We start from the raw sequence: 17,923 nt of genomic DNA on the forward strand, positions 1-17,923 counted from the left end.
GAACTATTAAAGACGAAACGAGACTTAAAAATTAATTGGCAACGCAACAGAGATAAGGCCTTATTTGAATAACCCTAAAATGTACAAGAGTAGTTTACGCAAGAAACCATGGCCACGGGCCCATAACAATGAAAAATGAACTTCGATCTCGCAAGAGTTATAGCCCAGCCGGGAATGTCTTTGCAAGGTTTCGTTCGTGAATGCTGCAATACGTAATGCCGATGAAAGGATTGCGACGCAACGATGATGCTTGTAGTAAAAGAAGCTGGTATCTAAAGGCAAATGAGGATCAATTCTAAAAAAACTGTGTTTATTGGTAGAAAAGATTGATAGCAATACAAGGTTTAGTACATAAAACCCTTTACTTCAAGTTGTATTTATACTTATACCTCTCGTATAATTGCTTTTGTTTATTATCCAGCACAATCTTGCGACCTTGAATAAATGCATCTGTTACTATACTTGTTCTCATATCTAAAATGTCTCCGGTAGAAATAACAAGGTTTGCATCTTTACCTGCTTCAATACTGCCTGTTTTATCGGCAATGCCCAAAATTTTTGCAGCGTTTAAAGTGATAGCCTGCAAAGCCTGCTCCTTTGTTAAGCCATATGTAGCTGCAGTACCTGCATTGTAACCAAGGTTTCTTCCACGTGTTTGACCATCCTCATCATTTATTGCATACAGCACTCCTGCTTTCTGAAGCATTGCAGGTGTTTTATAAGGCTGGTCAACATCATCATCTTCAAGGGTTGGTAAGTTGTGCGGCTGGCTAACAATAACTGCTACATTATTTTGCTTTAAAAGATCAGCAATTTGCCAGCTATCTGTTCCGCCAACAATTACCATGTCGACGCCAAAAGTTTTTACAAAATCAAGGGCAACCAGCATCTGTTTTACTGTGTTTGCATGAACAAACAGCTTCTGACTTTTATTAAATAAACCTTTTACCACAGCAAACTTCAAATTGGTTTCGGCATGATTAGTTTCAGCGGCATAAGCTTTTGCTTCCTGTAAAAAACTTTTGATTTGATCGACCTGCTCTAAAGCAAGTTTTACAGGATCTACTTGCGGCTGGTCGCCACCAAGCCTGGCAAATCTTCCTCCGGCAGGGCGACGAAGAAAAGAGGGCATGTTTATGTGAATACCGTTATCTATTTTATAGGCGGCATCCTCCCAGTTCCATGCATCTAACTGCACTACAGAAGATGAACCACTAACAGCACCGCCTTCAGGAACAATATTCGCTAACAATATTCCTTGTGATCGTAATGTGTTAGTCACTTTCGAATCGGTATTATAGGCAACTAATGAACGAATGCCTGGATTAAGTGTTCCTATTTCCTGCACATCATTTGTTGCCCTAACACTGTTGACTTCAACTAAACCAAGGTTTGAATTCGTAAGTATCAATCCCGGGTAGATATGTTTGCCCCCAGCATCTATTGTTTGAGCACCTGCGGGAGCCGTTACACTTGTACCGACTTGTGTAATTTTTCCATCGTGGATGAGGATGGAAGTTTTATCTAACACTTGTCCATTTCCGACATGTACCAAACCATTGGTGATAAGAATTGGTTGTGTTTGTTTAGCAGAAGGATAAATAGTTTCCTGTGCTTTACCTGCTATTATTATGCTGGCAAAAGCTATACTTACAATTATTTTTTTCATGTGATTTTTGTTTTTGTGGAATGGGGTTTCGAGTTTAAGGTTTAAGGTTTTCATGTTGTGTTTTTCCTTGAACCTTCAATACTCGATTTTAGAAGATAACTGATAAGTTTTTGTATCATACTACTGATTGTTGTTGCTAGTTCATACAGTTCTTCGAACTCCTTTCTGTCAATATAAGTTCTATATAAAGCTCTGCATAATTGTGACCTAACTTCTCCGCAAGATCCTTTAGCATAACCTGGAAATTGTATGAACTCTTTTCTTGTCCCTCTTTCAAAACCTTCAGCTATATTATCCATTATTGATCCTGAAGAGCCGTTAAGCTGATCTATAATTCTGTAATTTTTTTTGAAAACGATCATCATCAATCAAGGCCCCCATCTTATTACATATTGTCCTGGCTATTTTCCATGCTTCAATATCTTCAAAACACTTTACACTCGCCATAACTTTAAACTTCAAACCTGTAACTATAACAATCAGTCTAATTCGCTTGCGTCAATAGTTAGCATTCCATGGTTATGAGCATGTTCACCACAAGTATGCATTATTTGATAACTTGGTTGAGCCGGGGTAACCGGCGCACCCGAACGTTTTTCACTATTCATTTTCCTGATGATGCGGTTTCTTTCTGCAGTTACCATTTTACGCATTTGCGCATCTTTTTCCCTGTCGAAATATATAATACCATCAACAACAGTATATAAAGATTTAGAGTAAATGCTTAATGGATTGTCTGTCCATAAAACAACGTCAGCATCTTTACCAACTTTAATGCTGCCAACTTTATTATCAATATGCATCATTTTAGCAGGATTTAGTGTAACCATTTTAAGCGCATCCTGCTCGCTCATTCCACCAAACTTTATACTTTTTGCAGCTTCATGATTTAAACGACGAGCCATCTCGGCATCATCAGAATTAATAGCTACGTTTAGTCCAACCTGGCTCATTAAAGCAGCATTGTAGGGAATGGCATCAACAACTTCCATTTTATAGTTCCACCAGTCAGAAAAAGTTGAAGCACTTGCTCCATGAGCCTTCATTTTATCTGCTACTTTATAGCCCTCTAAGATGTGGGTGAACGTGTTGTATTTGTAGCCTAATTGTTCTGCAACCTTCATTGCACCGTTAATCTCACTTTGTATATAGGAATGGCAGGTAATAAAACGTTTGTTGTTTAAAATTTCGACCAACGCGTCCAGTTCAAGGTCTCTTCTTGGCGCATTTCCTCTTTTGTCTTTGCTATACAACTTCCATCTATTTTCATAATCATGGGCACGTGTAAACGCATCTACTAATACTTGTTCAACACCCATTCTTGTATCAGGAAATCTTACATTTCCTTGTGTAGATGTTGTACGTTTTACGTTTTCACCTAAAGCAAATTTTATAAAAGGATCAGCACCTTTAAACTTAAGATCTTCATCATTTGCTCCCCAACGCAACTTTATTAATTGTGTTTGTCCGCCAATAGTATTGGCCGACCCGTGTAAGATGTGTGAACTTGTAACACCGCCACTTAGCTGTCGGTAAATATTAATATCGTCAGGGTTTAAGTTATCAGCGATACGCACTTCAGATGTTACACTTTGCCCGCCTTCGTTTATAGAACCTGCGGCAATATGAGAGTGTTCATCAATAATACCGGCAGTTAAATGTTTACCTGTACCATCAATAGTACGGGCACCGGCAGCTGACAGGTTTTTACCTATTGCGGCAATTTTGCCATCTTTCAGCAATACATCGGCCCCTTCTATTACGCCGTCTTTTTCACCGGTCCATACTGTTGCATTTTTAAAAAGGATTGTTTCTTGTTTTGGAGCCTGGCCTTCTTCCCATCCAAATGGCTCAAATGGATACAACACTTTGCCAATAGGTCCGGTAGGTCTTTTTTTTGCACTATCAGCTTTTTGAGAAGTAGGCTGGTCATAAGTAGCAGTCCATGTAAAGCGATTACCGGTGCTGTCTTCACCATACCCTGTCCACACATCGTTATTTACAATTCCACTCAGGTTGAAGTTCTGTCCTCCGCCACCTCTTCTTTCAGGAGCAACATTTATGCGTACCTGGCGACCATCATAATAAAATTTAGATGTAACAGTATCTTGTCCGATAATGCTTGCTGCATTATTACTTTTAAAATCAAGAACATAATTAACCGGGCCTGAAGATGTATTGAAGACCATTTTATAAGTACCTCTTAAATCCTTCCAGCTATCATCTTTAATACTATACTTTTTACCCTGAACCCAATTTTGAAAAATGTTAGTCTTCTCGTTGAAAATCGGACCAGAAGTGATGAGGAAGTTAGCCCACTTTCCAGTCTCTATGCTACCTACTTTATCATACACACCTAACGCGGTAGCAGGTGTTTTAGTTAAAGCATTTAATGCGGTTGTTTCAGTTAGGCCGTAAGCAAAAGCAGTTCTGATGTTAGCCATCAATTGTTTTACATCCCTAAGTTCAGCAGAGGTAAAACAAAAAGTAACGCCTGCCTTTTCAAGTGCTCCCGGGTTTGTTGGCGCCATTTCCCAATGCTTAAGATCGGTAAGCGAAACAAAGCGTGCATCATTAGGATCTTCAACATCCTGGGCCTGCGGGTAATTTAATGGAAGAATATAAGTGGCTTTTGTTGCAGTAATTTCTTTTATACGCTGGTATTCATTTCCACCACCTTTAATTATGTATTGTACACCAAACTCATCTCCAATACGGTCGGCTCTTACGTCGTTCCACTTATCACTTGCATCGAAAATTTGTGGTAGGTGCTGGTTGTCGTTCCAGGCTTGCAGGCTTAAATTCAACCCTTCTCTTGACGGCTTGTTTTTATACCATTGTGCATCAAGATAAGACTGCCTTAATAGTGCAATGGTTCCCATCATTGAGTTCGGATAACTTTGTGTTGAAGTTCCTTTTGTAAAAGAATAATGAGCAGAAGCCCTTTCTTTTATAAGAACAAGATTTTCTTTATCACTTGCTAGTGTAACCAACGCTCCTGTACCACGAGCAATACCATCTTTTACATGAGTAAGTACGGCACCAAAACCAGTTTCTCTTAGTGTTTTTGCTTTCGCCTCATCTGCTGCAAATATTTTAAAAGCATCTGCTTCACTTTTTATAGCCTGGTTCCAACCATAAGCACCTTTAGTGTTAGATGTTAATTGGGTTTGTTGGCCAAAACCTCCTACTTGCCTTGTCGCACCTGTTGCCGGACCTGCCGGAGTTGTTCCATAATCACTAAAAATGTCAATAAAAGAAGGATACAAATACTTGTCCTTGCAATCAACAACTACTGCATCTTTTGGTATGCTTACCCCATTGCCTACTGATACAATTTTTCCATTGCGGATAACAAGGATTGCATTCTTTAAAGTGTTTTGAGCATCTTTCACAATAGTTGCGTTAGTAAAAGCATAGCATCCTTCACGCCGGTCAGCTACACCATTTTCGGGAAAGGTTTCCTGGGCAACTGCCAATTGTTGAATGCATAGGATACCCAATAACCATAAAAATTTCTTCATACCTGAACGAATTACATGTTTTGGAGAAGGTTAAAAAAAGAAGGCTAAAGCTAAGTAAAAAGCATTTCGGGAAAGCAGATGACCAATATTTTAAAAAGCAGTTTGCCAGGGCCGGTAAAAGAAAGAATGTATCCGCACTCAGGAATTAAAAATTTAATATATTACATGCGGCGTAAAATCCGTTCCCTAACAATTAAAGTAACATGAAAAAAGCCCTATTATTTCTTTGTATTCTACTTATAGCTCAAAGCTTTTCATCCATTGCAGCAACCGTAGACTCTATTGACATTGCAAGTGGTGCAATGGGTAAGACTTACAAAGCAGCGGTAGTCCTTCCCGCTTCGTATGTTAAAAATAAGGCGGCTTATCCTGTTCTCTATCTTTTACATGGAGGTGTTGGTCACTTCAGAGATTGGCTTACTTCAACCCCTGATAAAATGTTGGTTAAAAACCTGGCTGACCAGTACAACCTGATCATTGTTATGCCCGAGGGTGAAACGTTTGGTTGGTATTTAAATAGTCGGTTGGATAAAACAAACCAATTTGAAACGTACATTTCAGAAGAGGTAATTTCTAAAATTGACAATACTTATCGCACCGTAAAAAACAACAAAGGAAGGGTTATAACAGGTTTGTCGATGGGAGGACATGGTTCTTTATATTTATCTACCCGTCATCCAAACTTGTTTGCGGCTGCCGGCAGTATGAGCGGTGCCCTGGATTTGAAAATAGCAAATTGGAAAATTCCCGCAGAATTTATTACCAGGGTAAGTACGGGTTTTGAAAAACTTTTAGGTCGTGATACATTGACGACGCTCTATTTTGATAACTCTGTTGTAAACATGGCTGATAAAATGAAGACGAATAATTTACCGCTGATCATAGACATTGGCGTTGATGACTTTCTTATCGAACCGAACCGGGAGCTTCATCGCCGGCTTGTTTACAACCGGACTCCTCATGATTATACGGAGAGACCAGGCGGGCACACATGGGATTATTGGGAGAACGCTTTACCCTATCATGTTGCATTTTTTTATAAAATTCTAAAAGCGAATGGTGTGGTTGTTCCTTAGCAACGGCCGCGCGCCGGTTTGCCCAACCTTATTGAACCGTGGAAGTGAGTGACACAACGATGTTGAAAAAAGTTGTACAGCTAAGTACAAAAAGACCTTGTTTTTTTTCTTTTCAAGCTTTACCTCCTCCTCCTTTTCTCCCTGCTTTTTCTTTATTACCATTACCACTTATAGAAAAATAGGGCCGTCCATCCTATAGCCAGCTACTGTATATTGCATAGTACTCATCTTTGTCCTGTAATCTTTAATAACAAGTACTAACAATAATAAAAGCAGTAGTATGAAAAAAATAATACCCATCCTGATATTCGTCTTAACAGCGATGTCGACAACAGGTTTCGCCCAACAAGTAAAGGGTAAAATAAATGGTTCCGTAACAGACGTAAATACGAAAACAATTGAATCGGCTAACATTACCTTATTGAGAGCTAAAGACTCTTCGCTCGTAAAAATCAGCGCTTCAGACAAAGCCGGAAATTTTAGTTTCGAAAACATAAATGAGGGAAAATACCTGGTTTCGATCTCTGCTGTGGCCCACCAGGTTGCTTTTTCGAATGTAGTGGAGTTAAGCGCATCCAACACTTTGATTACGTTACCTGCTACCAGGCTTCTTGCAAAGTCTAAAACTTTAAGTGCAGTTACAGTATCGGTTAAAAGGCCGATGATAGAACAAAGGCCTGGAATGACGGTACTAAACGTAGATGCTTCTCCTACAAACGCTGGTCAAAACGCACTTGAGTTGCTGGAAAAATCTCCGGGTGTGTCTATCGATAACGACGGTAATATCAGTTTGAAAGGTAAGCAAGGCGTATTGGTACTTCTTGACGGCAAGCCAACATACATGAGCCCTACAGACCTCGCTGCTTTTTTAAAGAATATGCAAAGCAGCAACCTCGACCAGATAGAGATCATCACCAATCCTCCTGCGAAATATGATGCAGCAGGTAATTCCGGGATCATTAATATCAAAACAAAAAAGGGTAACATAAAAGGCATGAATGGCAGCGCTAACGCAGGCTATACTCAAGGCTATTATAGCAGGTTTAACGCAGGTACCAATCTTAATTACCGCAACAACAAACTCAATGTATTTGGGGGAGTAAACGCCGGAACTTACGAGGGTTATAACAGGCTAAACATTGTGCGCAAGTTTTACGGAGTTGACCATAAAACACTCGCCGGCATGGGCGATCAAATTTCAATGACACACTTTAAAGGCGAATACCAAAGTGTGAAGGCAGGTGTTGACTATTATTTTTCTAAGAAAGATGTTGCAGGATTTGTAGTAAACGGCAATTTTAATGTGCACCAGCAAGACCCCAACAGTAATTCAAATGTGACTGACGAAAGGGGATCGGTACTTTACAAGCTAAGGTCAGATGTGTACAATAAGTCAAACTCTCAAAACCTATCGGCTAATACCAATTACAAACACACCTTTGACTCAACCGGCCGTGAACTAAGTATTGATGCTGATTATGCATATTATAACAACCGTAGTACTAACAATTTAAACACCCAAAGCTTTAATGCAGAAAATGTCAAGAACGGTGAAACTGTAAGTTTAGCAGGTACCATTCCCTCATTAATAAAAATTTATAGTGCTAAAGCCGATTACATACATCCCTTCACCAGTGGCATCAGGCTTGAAAGCGGGATTAAAACAAGTTTTGTAAATACGGATAACCAGGTCGAATACCTTCGAAACAGCGGCAACGGATGGAGCCTCGATAACAGAAGCAATCATTTTATCTATAAAGAAAATATTAACGCTGCTTATGCAATTGTTTCTAAAAAACTAAAGAAATGGGATTTAACAGCAGGGTTAAGATTAGAGAACACTGCATCTAAGGGTCGGCAGATTAAGAATGACTCAACATTCAATCGTAACTATACCAACCTGTTTCCTAATGTTGGAGTTGGATATGCCGCAGGCATAAAAAACCAGGTTAACCTAAGCTATAGCCGTAGAATTGCACGTCCTGATTACGATGCCCTTAACCCTTTCGTATACTTTATCGACTCGCTTACTTATTCGCAGGGCAACCCCTACCTGCAACCGCAGTTCACAAATAATTTCGAGCTAAGTCATACGTACAATAAGTTTTTAACCACCACCATCAACTATACACAAACAAACGATATTATAACCCAGTTGCTTAAACAGGATACCGAAAAGAAAACTACTTACCAGACAAGAGAGAATTTCAGTAGTATGAAACAATTTGGTGTAGCCGTTATGGCAAACATTCCAATCAAAAAATGGTGGAATGCTAACATTTATACGAATGTGTTCAATAATCGTTATGCCGGTACTTATCAAAGCGATGCTGTAAACATCTCAACTACAAGTGTAATGTCGAATATTACCAACAGCTTCACGCTAGGTAAGGGTTGGAATGCCGAGGTAAGTGGCTGGTATCGCAGCAAAGGTGTTGAGGGTTTAATACTTGCTAACCCAATGGGTGCTGTTAACTCCGCTATTTCCAAGCAATTAATTAAGAAAAAAGGCACGCTGAAATTTGGGGTTAGAGACATGCTTAACACACAGCAATTCAGTGGGTATGCCAAGTACAGTGATGTAGATGTACTTGTAAAAAATACAAGAGATAGCCGCCAGTATAACCTTACTTTCACTTACCGTTTTGGCAAATCAAACATTCCCTCGGAGCGCAGGAAAACAGGCGGCGCCAATGATGAGCAAAACAGGGTAAAAAGTGGCGGACAATAAGCCCTGGTTTAGCAATCGTTGATAGATAAGTATAAATAATAAAGTTCCTCTTTGCAGGAACTTTATTATTTATACAAAAGCCCGCTTTTTAAAAGCCTTCAACGCATGTTCTCTTAGCTTTTTTGTACTTAGCTTTTGGCCTGCTATGTAGCATTGTTGTGTCACTCACGTGTACTTTTTATAGGCTGTTAAGCCCCGCAACCAGCGCAGTTAATAGCAAAGCTCCCAATACCCTCTTTTGTTTTTTGTCATCATTATGCGGCTGATTTTACTCAAGTTATCAGCATGCCTTATTAACCCATAACTCCTGGAATATCCTTACAGCGGCTGCGCCGCCCCCAAGGTCTTAATAACGAATGATGTACAAGTAGTAACCATAAGGATACGACGCGTGGAGTATCGTTTGTAGACATAGATAGAAATTTATATACAACGAGATGCTTAAAGCGCCATTCCTTTTTTTTGCCCTGTTTACTACAACCTTTATTATTGCCCAAGACACAACCACTGCCAAACTAAAGGTTTATATAGATTGCCGTGTTGGCTGCGATATGCGTTTTTTTAAAACTGAGATCAACATTCTCGATTTTGTAATTGACAGGGATGCTGCAGATGTGCACGTTCTTATAACCGCACAGAGGCTTGGAAGTGGTGGCAGCCAGTTTCAGCTAAATTTTTATGGTCAAAACAATTATGAGGACTATATCGACACCCTCTATTTTACTACCAGGCCAAATGCTTCGTCTGCAACCGTGCGCGAACAGATGGTTCGTTACCTGATGTTCGGCTTTACACCGCTCGTAGCTAAAACGGCTTATGGAAACGACATAAAGATCGCAATGAAAGGTAAAAACAGTGCAAATGAAAATGCGGAAAACACAAAAGATAAATGGAATTATTGGGTATACAACGTAGGCGTTAATGGCCAGTTGAGTGCTGACCAGGTGTATAGGACCAGGATCTTTAATTCAAGCATTTCTGCTAACAGGGTTACCGACAAATTAAAAGTTCATTTTGACGGGCATGGAGCCTTGTATCATACCAGATATAGTTATCCCAGCGGCGACACTACAACTACTTACGTTGTTAAAAATAGCGACTACGGCTTTAACGTTCACGCAATAAAGTCAATTACAGCGCATTGGAGTATCGGTTCCCGCGGCAGTTTATCAAATAATACTTTCAGCAATATTCGGCGCAAGCTCTACTTCAAGCCTTCCTTAGAATACAACATCTACAATTTTAAAGATGTAAACAACCGATACCTGGTTCTTCGTTACGGTGTCGACATAAATCATTTCAATTATTACGACACAACGCTTTTCAATAAAATTGAGGAGACGCTTGTAGGCCACCAGTTATCTTTAACACTCTCGCTAAACAAAAAATGGGGTTCAATTAATACAGGTATGCATTACCGAAATTTTTTAAACGACCGAAAGCTCAACAGCATGGGCATTAGCTCGCATGTGGATGTAAGAGTTACCGGCGCTCTTTCGTTTTATATAAACACAAATGCCAGTATTGTACATGACCAGGTAAACCTGGTAAAAGGAGGTGGAACGGAACAGGAAATTCTAACAAGAAAGCGGCAGATTGCATCTAACTTTAATTACTATACATCATTTGGTGTCAACTTCCGGTTCGGAAGTATCCTAAACAATTTCGTCAACCCCCGTTTCGATGGCTATGGAGGTTTCTAAGAGCCTTTATATTTGCCATACACGGGGAAGGTTAATTACCAACCACTTTTTGGTTTCTTCAGGTGCTAATATCCCGATTCTTTTGGGCGCCAGCTCTATCACTTTCTTCAACATCGTTGTGTCACTCACTTGTACACAAAAATCAATTTTGAGCTTCAAAGGCAAGTGTATTTATATTTGAGCCATGGAATTTGAAATGAAGCACATTGACCCGGGGTCGTTACAAAAACAGGTAACGGTACATGCGCCGGGTACAGTAGCAAATTTGGTTTGCGGATTTGATGTGTTGGGGATGTGCCTCAACGCTCCTTATGACATTATGGAAGTAAGGCTGCTGGAAGAAAAAAAGATAACGATTATTAGCAAAGACGGATACAAGCTTCCAACTGATCCTGCACAAAATACGGCCGGCGCTCCGTTGATCGAGATGCTGGAAGAGATAGATGCAAACATTGGTTTTGAAGTAACCATTGAGAAACTAATTAAACCAGGTAGCGGAATAGGTTCAAGCGCTGCAAGTGCTGCGGGCGCTGTTGTAGCAGCCAACCACTTACTGGGAAATATTTTTTCAAATGAAGACCTGGTTCGTTTTGCCATGTTTGGGGAAAAAGTAGCGACAGGCGTAAAACACGCTGATAACATTGCTCCCTGTATTTATGGTGGCGTTACCCTCATCCGTTCAATATTTCCTTTAGATATTATCGCGCTGCCTGCACCTGATTTTTTTGTCACCGTTGTTCACCCTCAAATAGAAGTAAGAACGTCTGATGCGAGACAAATCTTAAGAAAAGAAGTCTTGCTAAAAGATGCTATAAAGCAGTGGGGAAACATTGCTGGATTAGTTGCCGGGTTATTAAAAAAAGATGCAGCACTGGTAGGTCGTTCGCTTGAAGATGTAATCATAGAACCTGTCAGAAGCATTCTTATCCCCGGCTTCGATGAAGTAAAAAAAGGATGTAAAGAAGCTGGCGCACTAGGCGGCGGCATCTCAGGTTCCGGCCCATCTATTTTTATGCTCAGCACAAGCGAGACAACAGCAAAAGTAGTAGAGGCTGTCATGAAAAATGTGTATGAAAGAATAGGAATAGCCTATCATACTTATGTAACAACTATCAATGCAGCGGGAGTGCAGGTAGTAAGCTGCTAGCCTATAGCTGTTAGCTATAGCTTTTAAGTACGATGAAATACACAATTAAAACATAAGGTGGAAGCAAGCGGGTACGAACTAATCGCCAGCGGCTTTCTAAAAAAACACGGAAGCTAGTAGCTAACAGCTAATAGCTTTCCTCTAAACAAATCATGCTTTACTATAGTACCAACCAACAATCGCCAAAAGTAAGTTTTAAAGAAGCTACCATAAAAGGCCAGGCTCCTGATAAGGGTTTGTATTTTCCTGAGCGAATTCCTGAGCTGCCTAAAGACTTTATTAAGAATATTGACCTTTATTCTCAAGAGGAAATTGCCTTTCGTGCTATTCAACCTTTTGTTGGTGATACCATTCCAACTGACCTCTTACAAAAGATTGTTGCTGAAACGATCAATTTCGATTTTCCCCTCGCTAAAATAACAGACAACATTTTTTCTCTTGAGCTATTTCATGGGCCTACCCTTGCTTTTAAAGATGTAGGTGCAAGGTTTATGAGTCGTTGTTTAGGTTATTTTGTAAAAGACATCAATAAACCTGTAACGGTGCTTGTGGCAACTTCAGGAGATACCGGCGGTGCAGTAGCAAGTGGCTTCTATGAAATCGAAGGTGTAAACGTTGTTATCTTATATCCGTCAGGCAAAGTAAGCAGCGTACAGGAATTGCAACTAACCACATTAGGTAAAAACATTACAGCCATCGAAATTGACGGAAACTTTGATGACTGCCAGCAACTCGTAAAACAGGCTTTTGCAGATGAAAAATTGAATGAGGAATTATTTCTTACATCAGCAAACTCTATCAACGTGGCAAGGTGGCTGCCCCAGCAATTCTATTATTTCTTCGGCTACCAACAATGGGCTGATAAGGACGAGCCCCCGGTTATTTGCGTACCGAGTGGCAATTTTGGAAACATCTGTGCAGGCATGGTGGCTCACCTTACAGGCTTGCCTGTTAAGCATTTTGTTGCTGCCGTTAACGCTAATGACTCCGTGTACAAATACCTTGAAACCGGAAGTTACAAAAGTCAGCAGGCAGTAGCTACCATCTCGAATGCGATGGACGTCGGCAACCCCAGTAATTTTATTAGAATACTCGAATTGTTTAAGCACGAATATCCCGAAGTAAAAAACGTCGTCAGCAGCTTTAGCATCACTGACGAAGAAACCAGGACAACGCTTAAAGACGTTTATAATAAGTACGATTACTTACTCGATCCACACGGTGCAGTAGCTTTCGCGGGATTAGCAAAATACCTTGAAAAACATGCACACGACAAAGGGATGATTCTTGAAACGGCGCACCCGGTAAAGTTTTACGATGTGGTGGAACCTATAACGGGACAAAAGGTTGAAACACCTGAAACCATTAAGGGCATATTAAATAAGAAAAAGGAAAGCGTGAAATTGACGCCGGATTATAATTCTTTCAAACAGTTTCTTTTGTCATAATTAATTCAGACAAAGTATAACTATATGATCGACGTAAAGAAAGCCTACAATATGTGGGCTGAACAATACGACACAAACAACAACAAAACGAGAGATCTTGAAGCTAAGGCTTTAAGAAAGGTTTTGTCGGCAATTTCATTTAATAGTTGTTTGGAGATCGGTTGCGGAACCGGAAAAAATACAGTATGGCTGGTGGAAAAGGCGCAGAAAGTATTGGCAGTAGATCTATCAGTCGAAATGCTTGTAAAGGCCAAAGAAAAAGTATCTTCTAATAAAGTACAATTCACACAGGCAAACATTCTTTCTGAGTGGACTTTTCGAACAGCATTGTATGACCTGGTAACTTTTAGTTTAGTGCTTGAACATGTAGAAAACTTAGATCCAATTTTCGAAGAAGTCTCACAAGCATTAGTTCCGGGTGGACATGTTTATATAGGAGAGCTTCATCCCTTTAAACAATATGCCGGAAGTAAAGCAAGATTTGATACCGAAGATGGAACACAGGTGGTAGAATCTTTTAATCACCACATGTCTGATTTTACCAATGCTGCAAAAAGGCACGGACTTGCAGTGGCAGATATAGATGAGTATTTTGATAATAACGATAGAAACGAGCTTCCAAGAATTCTGACAATATTGCTCAAAAAAGTCTAATCCACTCTAACCGTATTAAAGCTTGACTAGGATTCTGAACTCACCATTACTTTTTAATATTCCTCATCATCTTCTCCAACAGCAACTGCTTGTGTCTTTGTTGACGATAGCTGTTTTGTTTTCTTCTTCTTCAACCTGTTAAGCCACATGATGGTGCCGGTGATGGGAAACGTAACACCAAAAATACAAACCAGGAAAGCGATAATTTTTGATGGCAGTCCATAGATGGAACCGACGTGAACAGGTTTAAAAGTGGACCTTACCCTTTGGCCCAGGTTCTTGTCCTGAAACTTTAAATTACCAATCACCTTGCCTGAATATTGGTCGATGTAATAATTGTCGGCAGCTGATTCGTGTGCGCCAATTTGAAGGACTGTTGCTGAAAATATACCGGTAGAATCATTTGGAGCCCGGAGTATATAGAACTGAACATCAGGAGCTGCTTTTTGAATAGCAACAAAAGCTGAGTCGTAACCAATTCTTTGCTTATCTGCCTGGTATGTTGAATTTGGTGGTTCAACAGGTTTCATAGAAGAATTGGTAACAGTGTAGATTCCGTTATTGAACCATTTGAATGACCACGCTAAGGCGGTAAAAGCAAAAATGAACAGGAATATGGCCGAGTAAAATCCCAGCACTAAATGCAGGTCATGGTTAACCCTTTTCCAGCTTGCATCGGTTTTTATTTTAAGTCGCTGTTTTAATATCGCTTTGTTTTTTGGCCACCATAATATTATTCCTGTTGTAAGAATAAACAGGAAGATAAAAGTAGAAACTCCGGTTATTGTTTTACCGATGCTGTCGTTGCCACCGAGTAGCCAGCGGTGCAGAGAGAATATGGTGTAAAAAAAGGTTTCTCGGTAATTGTATAGTTCAAGTATTTCTCCCGTGTAAGGATTTACAAATGCGATGTGTGTTTGTCTTCCTTCGCCACCTGCCGGTGCTGCCGGTTTTCCTTTTTGTACTGCCGCAGGCTTGCTGCCTGCTCCCGCTTCCTTTTCCTTGCTGGCATTTTGTTCAGTTTTTACTGTTAATTTGCCTTCTTCCTGCTTTCCTTTTTCAGGTATCGAAACGCCTACCTCAACACTTCTTTCAGGACTGGGATAAATTTTTACTGATGCTACTTTTGCGGCCGGGTACTTCTGTCTTACGTTGCTGATTAACTGCTCGATCGGCAGGTGAAGATTTTCCTGCCGTACAAAATAACGGTCGTGATGAGAAGCTTCCTGCAATTCTTTTTCAAAGACAAGAATGGCACCGGTAAAGCAACAGGTCATAATAACCAACCCGGCTGCAAGACTAAGATATAAGTGGATGTTTCTAAAAAACGCTTTCATATTTTGAAGCCCCAGCCCTGAAGGGAGTAGAGAGATTTTGTCAGCTCGAAGTACCTGGGGATGTGTGTTTATGTGTGATGAAAAGAATGTCGAAAAGTACAAGAGTGCGACGCAACGATGTTTAATATCTATTCCTTAGCTGGGTCCAAAAAAAACTCCTAAAATCTGTACGCAATGGTTCCAACAACTTGTCTTGGCGCAATAGGATTGATGCTATAATTTTCGTGAACGTAATAATTGAAAGTGTTGGCAAGGTTTGAAACTTTTGCCAGCAAAGAAATCCTGTTGATGTTGTAACCGGCAGAAATATCAATGGTAGTAAATCCTTTTACAGGGATCAGCCGTGAATAGTTTTGAGCCTGCCCGATGGTGTTGTTCCATCCGCCAAAACGATTGCCGGTGTAAAAAGCAGTTGCGCCAATTTTTAAACCCTTTAGCCTTTTGTTCTTAAATACATAAAATGCACTCCAATTAGCGGTATGAGCGGGAGTGTTTACAAGGCGTTCGCCTTCAACATAGTTTCCCTTTGCGTCAGGTGTTTTAGTGTAACGCATGTAGTTGTAACTGTAGCCGGCTATTATATCAAGTCCGGCAACCGGGTGACCTGTCAGGTCAAACTCAATACCATCGCTTGTTGTTTCGCCTGTCAGTTCTTTTATAGCTGTGTTGTTGTTTGGCTGGCCGCTAGCAGCAAACTGTGCGGTTTGTGCCAGGTTGTTATTTTTTATACGATAGGCTGTTACATTGGCTGAAAGACGGCCTTTGAAAAAGTCATTTTTTACACCTATTTCGAACTGATCGATAATAGATGGTGAAAGGGCATTGAAATGAATATCGGTGCCGGTATTTACAGAAAACGAATTGGAGTAACTGGCAAAAAAAGAAGTGGTTTCAACAGGACGATAAACCAGGCCGAGACGTGGAGAAAATGCCTGGTCAGATTTAGAAACACCTTTTGCATTGGCCCCGGTAATTAAATTTGTAGAATCTGCCGGAAGCGCTTTTTGATAAGAAAAACGGACCCCAGCCAATAATTTAAGTTTACTGGTAAGGCTAATCAAATCTTGTACATAAGCACCAACGCGGTTGGTTGGGGTATTTATCATTCGTACCCTGTTAGCAACCGGAATATCGGTGCGTCGGGCAAACTTTGATGGATCTAGAATATTGATGGTATCGTAAATAGTAGGTTGGTTGTAGGTGTAGTTGGTGGTGTAATAACGATCGGCATCAATACCTGCAAGTAGTGTGTGAGCAATTGAGCCGGTTTTGAATTTGCCGTTCAGATCAAGTTGGGCTATGTAATAATCTTCGTTGGTAAAAGTCCTGTTCAAAGGCCTTGCCCACTTGCCTGTTGCATCAGCCTGCACACGTTCGGTAGAATAATAATCTCTTGAATAATTTTGATAAGAGCCGGTGAAGTTCAATTTCCATGAGTCATTGAACTCGTGTTTCAAAGCTGTTGATGCGGTGGTTTGTTTCGTTTTAGCATAAGACCATGCAGTGCCAAGAAATGTGCCTCTTGGTAAAGGAGCGATGGTTGTATTGTTTATAGAGCCTATTCCGAAATCGGGTGTGAATTCATGATTAAGATAATCGGCCTGCACCAGCAGTTCTGTACGCTTTCCTAACTTAAACAATAGGGAAGGGTTGATATAATATCGCTTTGAATGAACGGAGTTTCTAAAGCTGTTGGCAGATTCAAAGGTTCCGTTTACGCGATAAGCAATTCCTGCAGTCATGGGTCCGTACACATCAAACGAAGGCTTATACAAATCGTAGCTTCCTGCTCTCATAGAAACTTCGCCGCCAAAATTAAATTTCGGTTGTTTGGTTACCATGTTTACAATTCCACCGGGAGCCACATTACCGTATAAGATGGCGGCGCTTCCTTTCAGTACTTCCACTTTTTCCAAAGAACTCATTTCAGGCATTGCTCCTGCATTTACCCTTGCACCATTCTTAAACATATTGCTGCTCGAAAAGCCATAGCCGCGAGCGGAAAAAGCTTCCTGGCTGTTACCGCGAGTCGTTGCCAGGTAAACACCGTTCACATTTCTAATAACATCGCTCAACCGCAATGCCTGCTGATCGCGAATGAGACCTTGTCCAACAACAGCTATACTTTGAGGAAGATCCATTGGGTTAATTTCAATTTTACCTAATGAAACTGTTTTCTCATTCAGGCTTTTACGTGCAGTTACAATCACCTCATCGAGTTGTTTTGAAGTTTCCTGCAGTGTGTACGATAGTTCAATTGTTTGCCCCAAAGTCACTGTCACGTCCTTTTCTATTGGCTGCAAACCAACCATAGACACCGAGATGATATGAGTTCCGGTTCGTACGTTTTTCAACACAAAATTTCCGTTTCCATCTGTAACGGCAAACCTGTTTAAGCCCTTGATCGTAACGTTTACTTCCGTAGCCGGTTTGTTATCGGTTGTCGACACGTGTCCTTTTATTGTGCCGGTTTCAGCAACCGGTATTTCGTCTATTACCTCAACCGCAACCATAGCTATTTGCGCATTTGCACTAAAGCAGCCAAAACAAAGTAATAAGCAGAAAGCTTTGGTAAATTTATTTTTCATCAAATGTTTTTTTCCGATGCAAAAGACGGTCAGGTAAAATGAAATC

General features: G+C 40.4%; 12 protein-coding genes. 6 read left to right on the forward strand and 6 right to left on the reverse strand.

Features of this window, described 5'->3' with window-relative positions:
• Positions 1 to 361 precede the first annotated feature (361 nt).
• The 3 genes from JWR87_RS00595 to JWR87_RS00605 all read right to left on the reverse strand — a co-directional run bounded on the left by JWR87_RS00595 (position 362) and on the right by JWR87_RS00605 (position 5,193).
• Positions 362 to 1,669 carry an amidohydrolase family protein gene (locus JWR87_RS00595; RefSeq protein ID WP_297814559.1) on the reverse strand — a complete coding sequence of 436 codons (1,308 nt, stop codon included), beginning with the start codon at positions 1,667 to 1,669 and terminating at the stop codon, positions 362 to 364.
• A gap of 50 nt (positions 1,670 to 1,719) precedes the next feature.
• A complete protein-coding gene (locus JWR87_RS00600) occupies positions 1,720 to 2,034 on the reverse strand; it encodes a four helix bundle protein (RefSeq protein ID WP_297814561.1) in 315 nt (104 codons plus the stop codon).
• Positions 2,035 to 2,148: 114 nt separating this feature from the next.
• Positions 2,149 to 5,193 carry an amidohydrolase family protein gene (locus tag JWR87_RS00605; RefSeq protein ID WP_297814562.1) on the reverse strand — a complete coding sequence of 1,015 codons (3,045 nt, stop codon included), beginning with the start codon at positions 5,191 to 5,193 and terminating at the stop codon, positions 2,149 to 2,151.
• Between the two features lie 203 nt (positions 5,194 to 5,396).
• Between JWR87_RS00605 and JWR87_RS00610 the strand changes: the two genes are divergently transcribed.
• From JWR87_RS00610 to JWR87_RS00620, 3 genes are all read left to right on the forward strand, one after another.
• Entirely contained in the window at positions 5,397 to 6,269 is an 873-nt protein-coding gene (locus JWR87_RS00610) for an alpha/beta hydrolase-fold protein (protein WP_297814563.1), read from the forward strand.
• A 280-nt stretch (positions 6,270 to 6,549) separates the two neighbouring features.
• On the forward strand, positions 6,550 to 9,000 hold the full coding sequence (locus JWR87_RS00615; protein ID WP_297814564.1) for a TonB-dependent receptor: 2,451 nt from the start codon (positions 6,550 to 6,552) through the stop codon (positions 8,998 to 9,000).
• Positions 9,001 to 9,437: 437 nt separating this feature from the next.
• Complete coding sequence (locus JWR87_RS00620) at positions 9,438 to 10,703, forward strand: hypothetical protein (protein ID WP_297814566.1); 1,266 nt, start codon at positions 9,438 to 9,440, stop codon at positions 10,701 to 10,703.
• A 6-nt stretch (positions 10,704 to 10,709) separates the two neighbouring features.
• Here JWR87_RS00620 and JWR87_RS00625 read toward each other — a convergent pair whose 3' ends face one another.
• A complete protein-coding gene (locus JWR87_RS00625) occupies positions 10,710 to 10,862 on the reverse strand; it encodes a hypothetical protein (protein WP_297814568.1) in 153 nt (50 codons plus the stop codon).
• A 25-nt stretch (positions 10,863 to 10,887) separates the two neighbouring features.
• Here JWR87_RS00625 and JWR87_RS00630 point away from each other — a divergent pair, with 25 nt between their 5' ends.
• From JWR87_RS00630 to JWR87_RS00640, 3 genes are all read left to right on the forward strand, one after another.
• Entirely contained in the window at positions 10,888 to 11,850 is a 963-nt protein-coding gene (locus JWR87_RS00630; RefSeq protein WP_297814570.1) for a homoserine kinase, read from the forward strand.
• A 152-nt stretch (positions 11,851 to 12,002) separates the two neighbouring features.
• Positions 12,003 to 13,298 carry a threonine synthase gene (thrC, locus tag JWR87_RS00635; RefSeq protein WP_297814571.1) on the forward strand — a complete coding sequence of 432 codons (1,296 nt, stop codon included), beginning with the start codon at positions 12,003 to 12,005 and terminating at the stop codon, positions 13,296 to 13,298.
• A gap of 24 nt (positions 13,299 to 13,322) precedes the next feature.
• Positions 13,323 to 13,952, forward strand: a complete 630-nt coding sequence (locus JWR87_RS00640; RefSeq protein WP_297814573.1) for a class I SAM-dependent methyltransferase — start codon at positions 13,323 to 13,325, stop codon at positions 13,950 to 13,952.
• 53 nt (positions 13,953 to 14,005) lie between these two features.
• On the opposite strand, the gene JWR87_RS00645 is transcribed toward JWR87_RS00640, so the two are convergent.
• Together JWR87_RS00645 and JWR87_RS00650 are read right to left on the reverse strand one after the other, a co-directional pair.
• Positions 14,006 to 15,289, reverse strand: coding sequence for a PepSY-associated TM helix domain-containing protein (locus JWR87_RS00645; protein WP_297814574.1), 1,284 nt, complete (start codon positions 15,287 to 15,289; stop codon positions 14,006 to 14,008).
• A 158-nt stretch (positions 15,290 to 15,447) separates the two neighbouring features.
• A complete protein-coding gene (locus JWR87_RS00650) occupies positions 15,448 to 17,877 on the reverse strand; it encodes a TonB-dependent receptor (RefSeq protein WP_297814576.1) in 2,430 nt (809 codons plus the stop codon).
• Positions 17,878 to 17,923: the final 46 nt, after the last annotated feature.

The organism is Segetibacter sp., assembly GCF_025963695.1.
Lineage (GTDB): Bacteria > Bacteroidota > Bacteroidia > Chitinophagales > Chitinophagaceae > Segetibacter.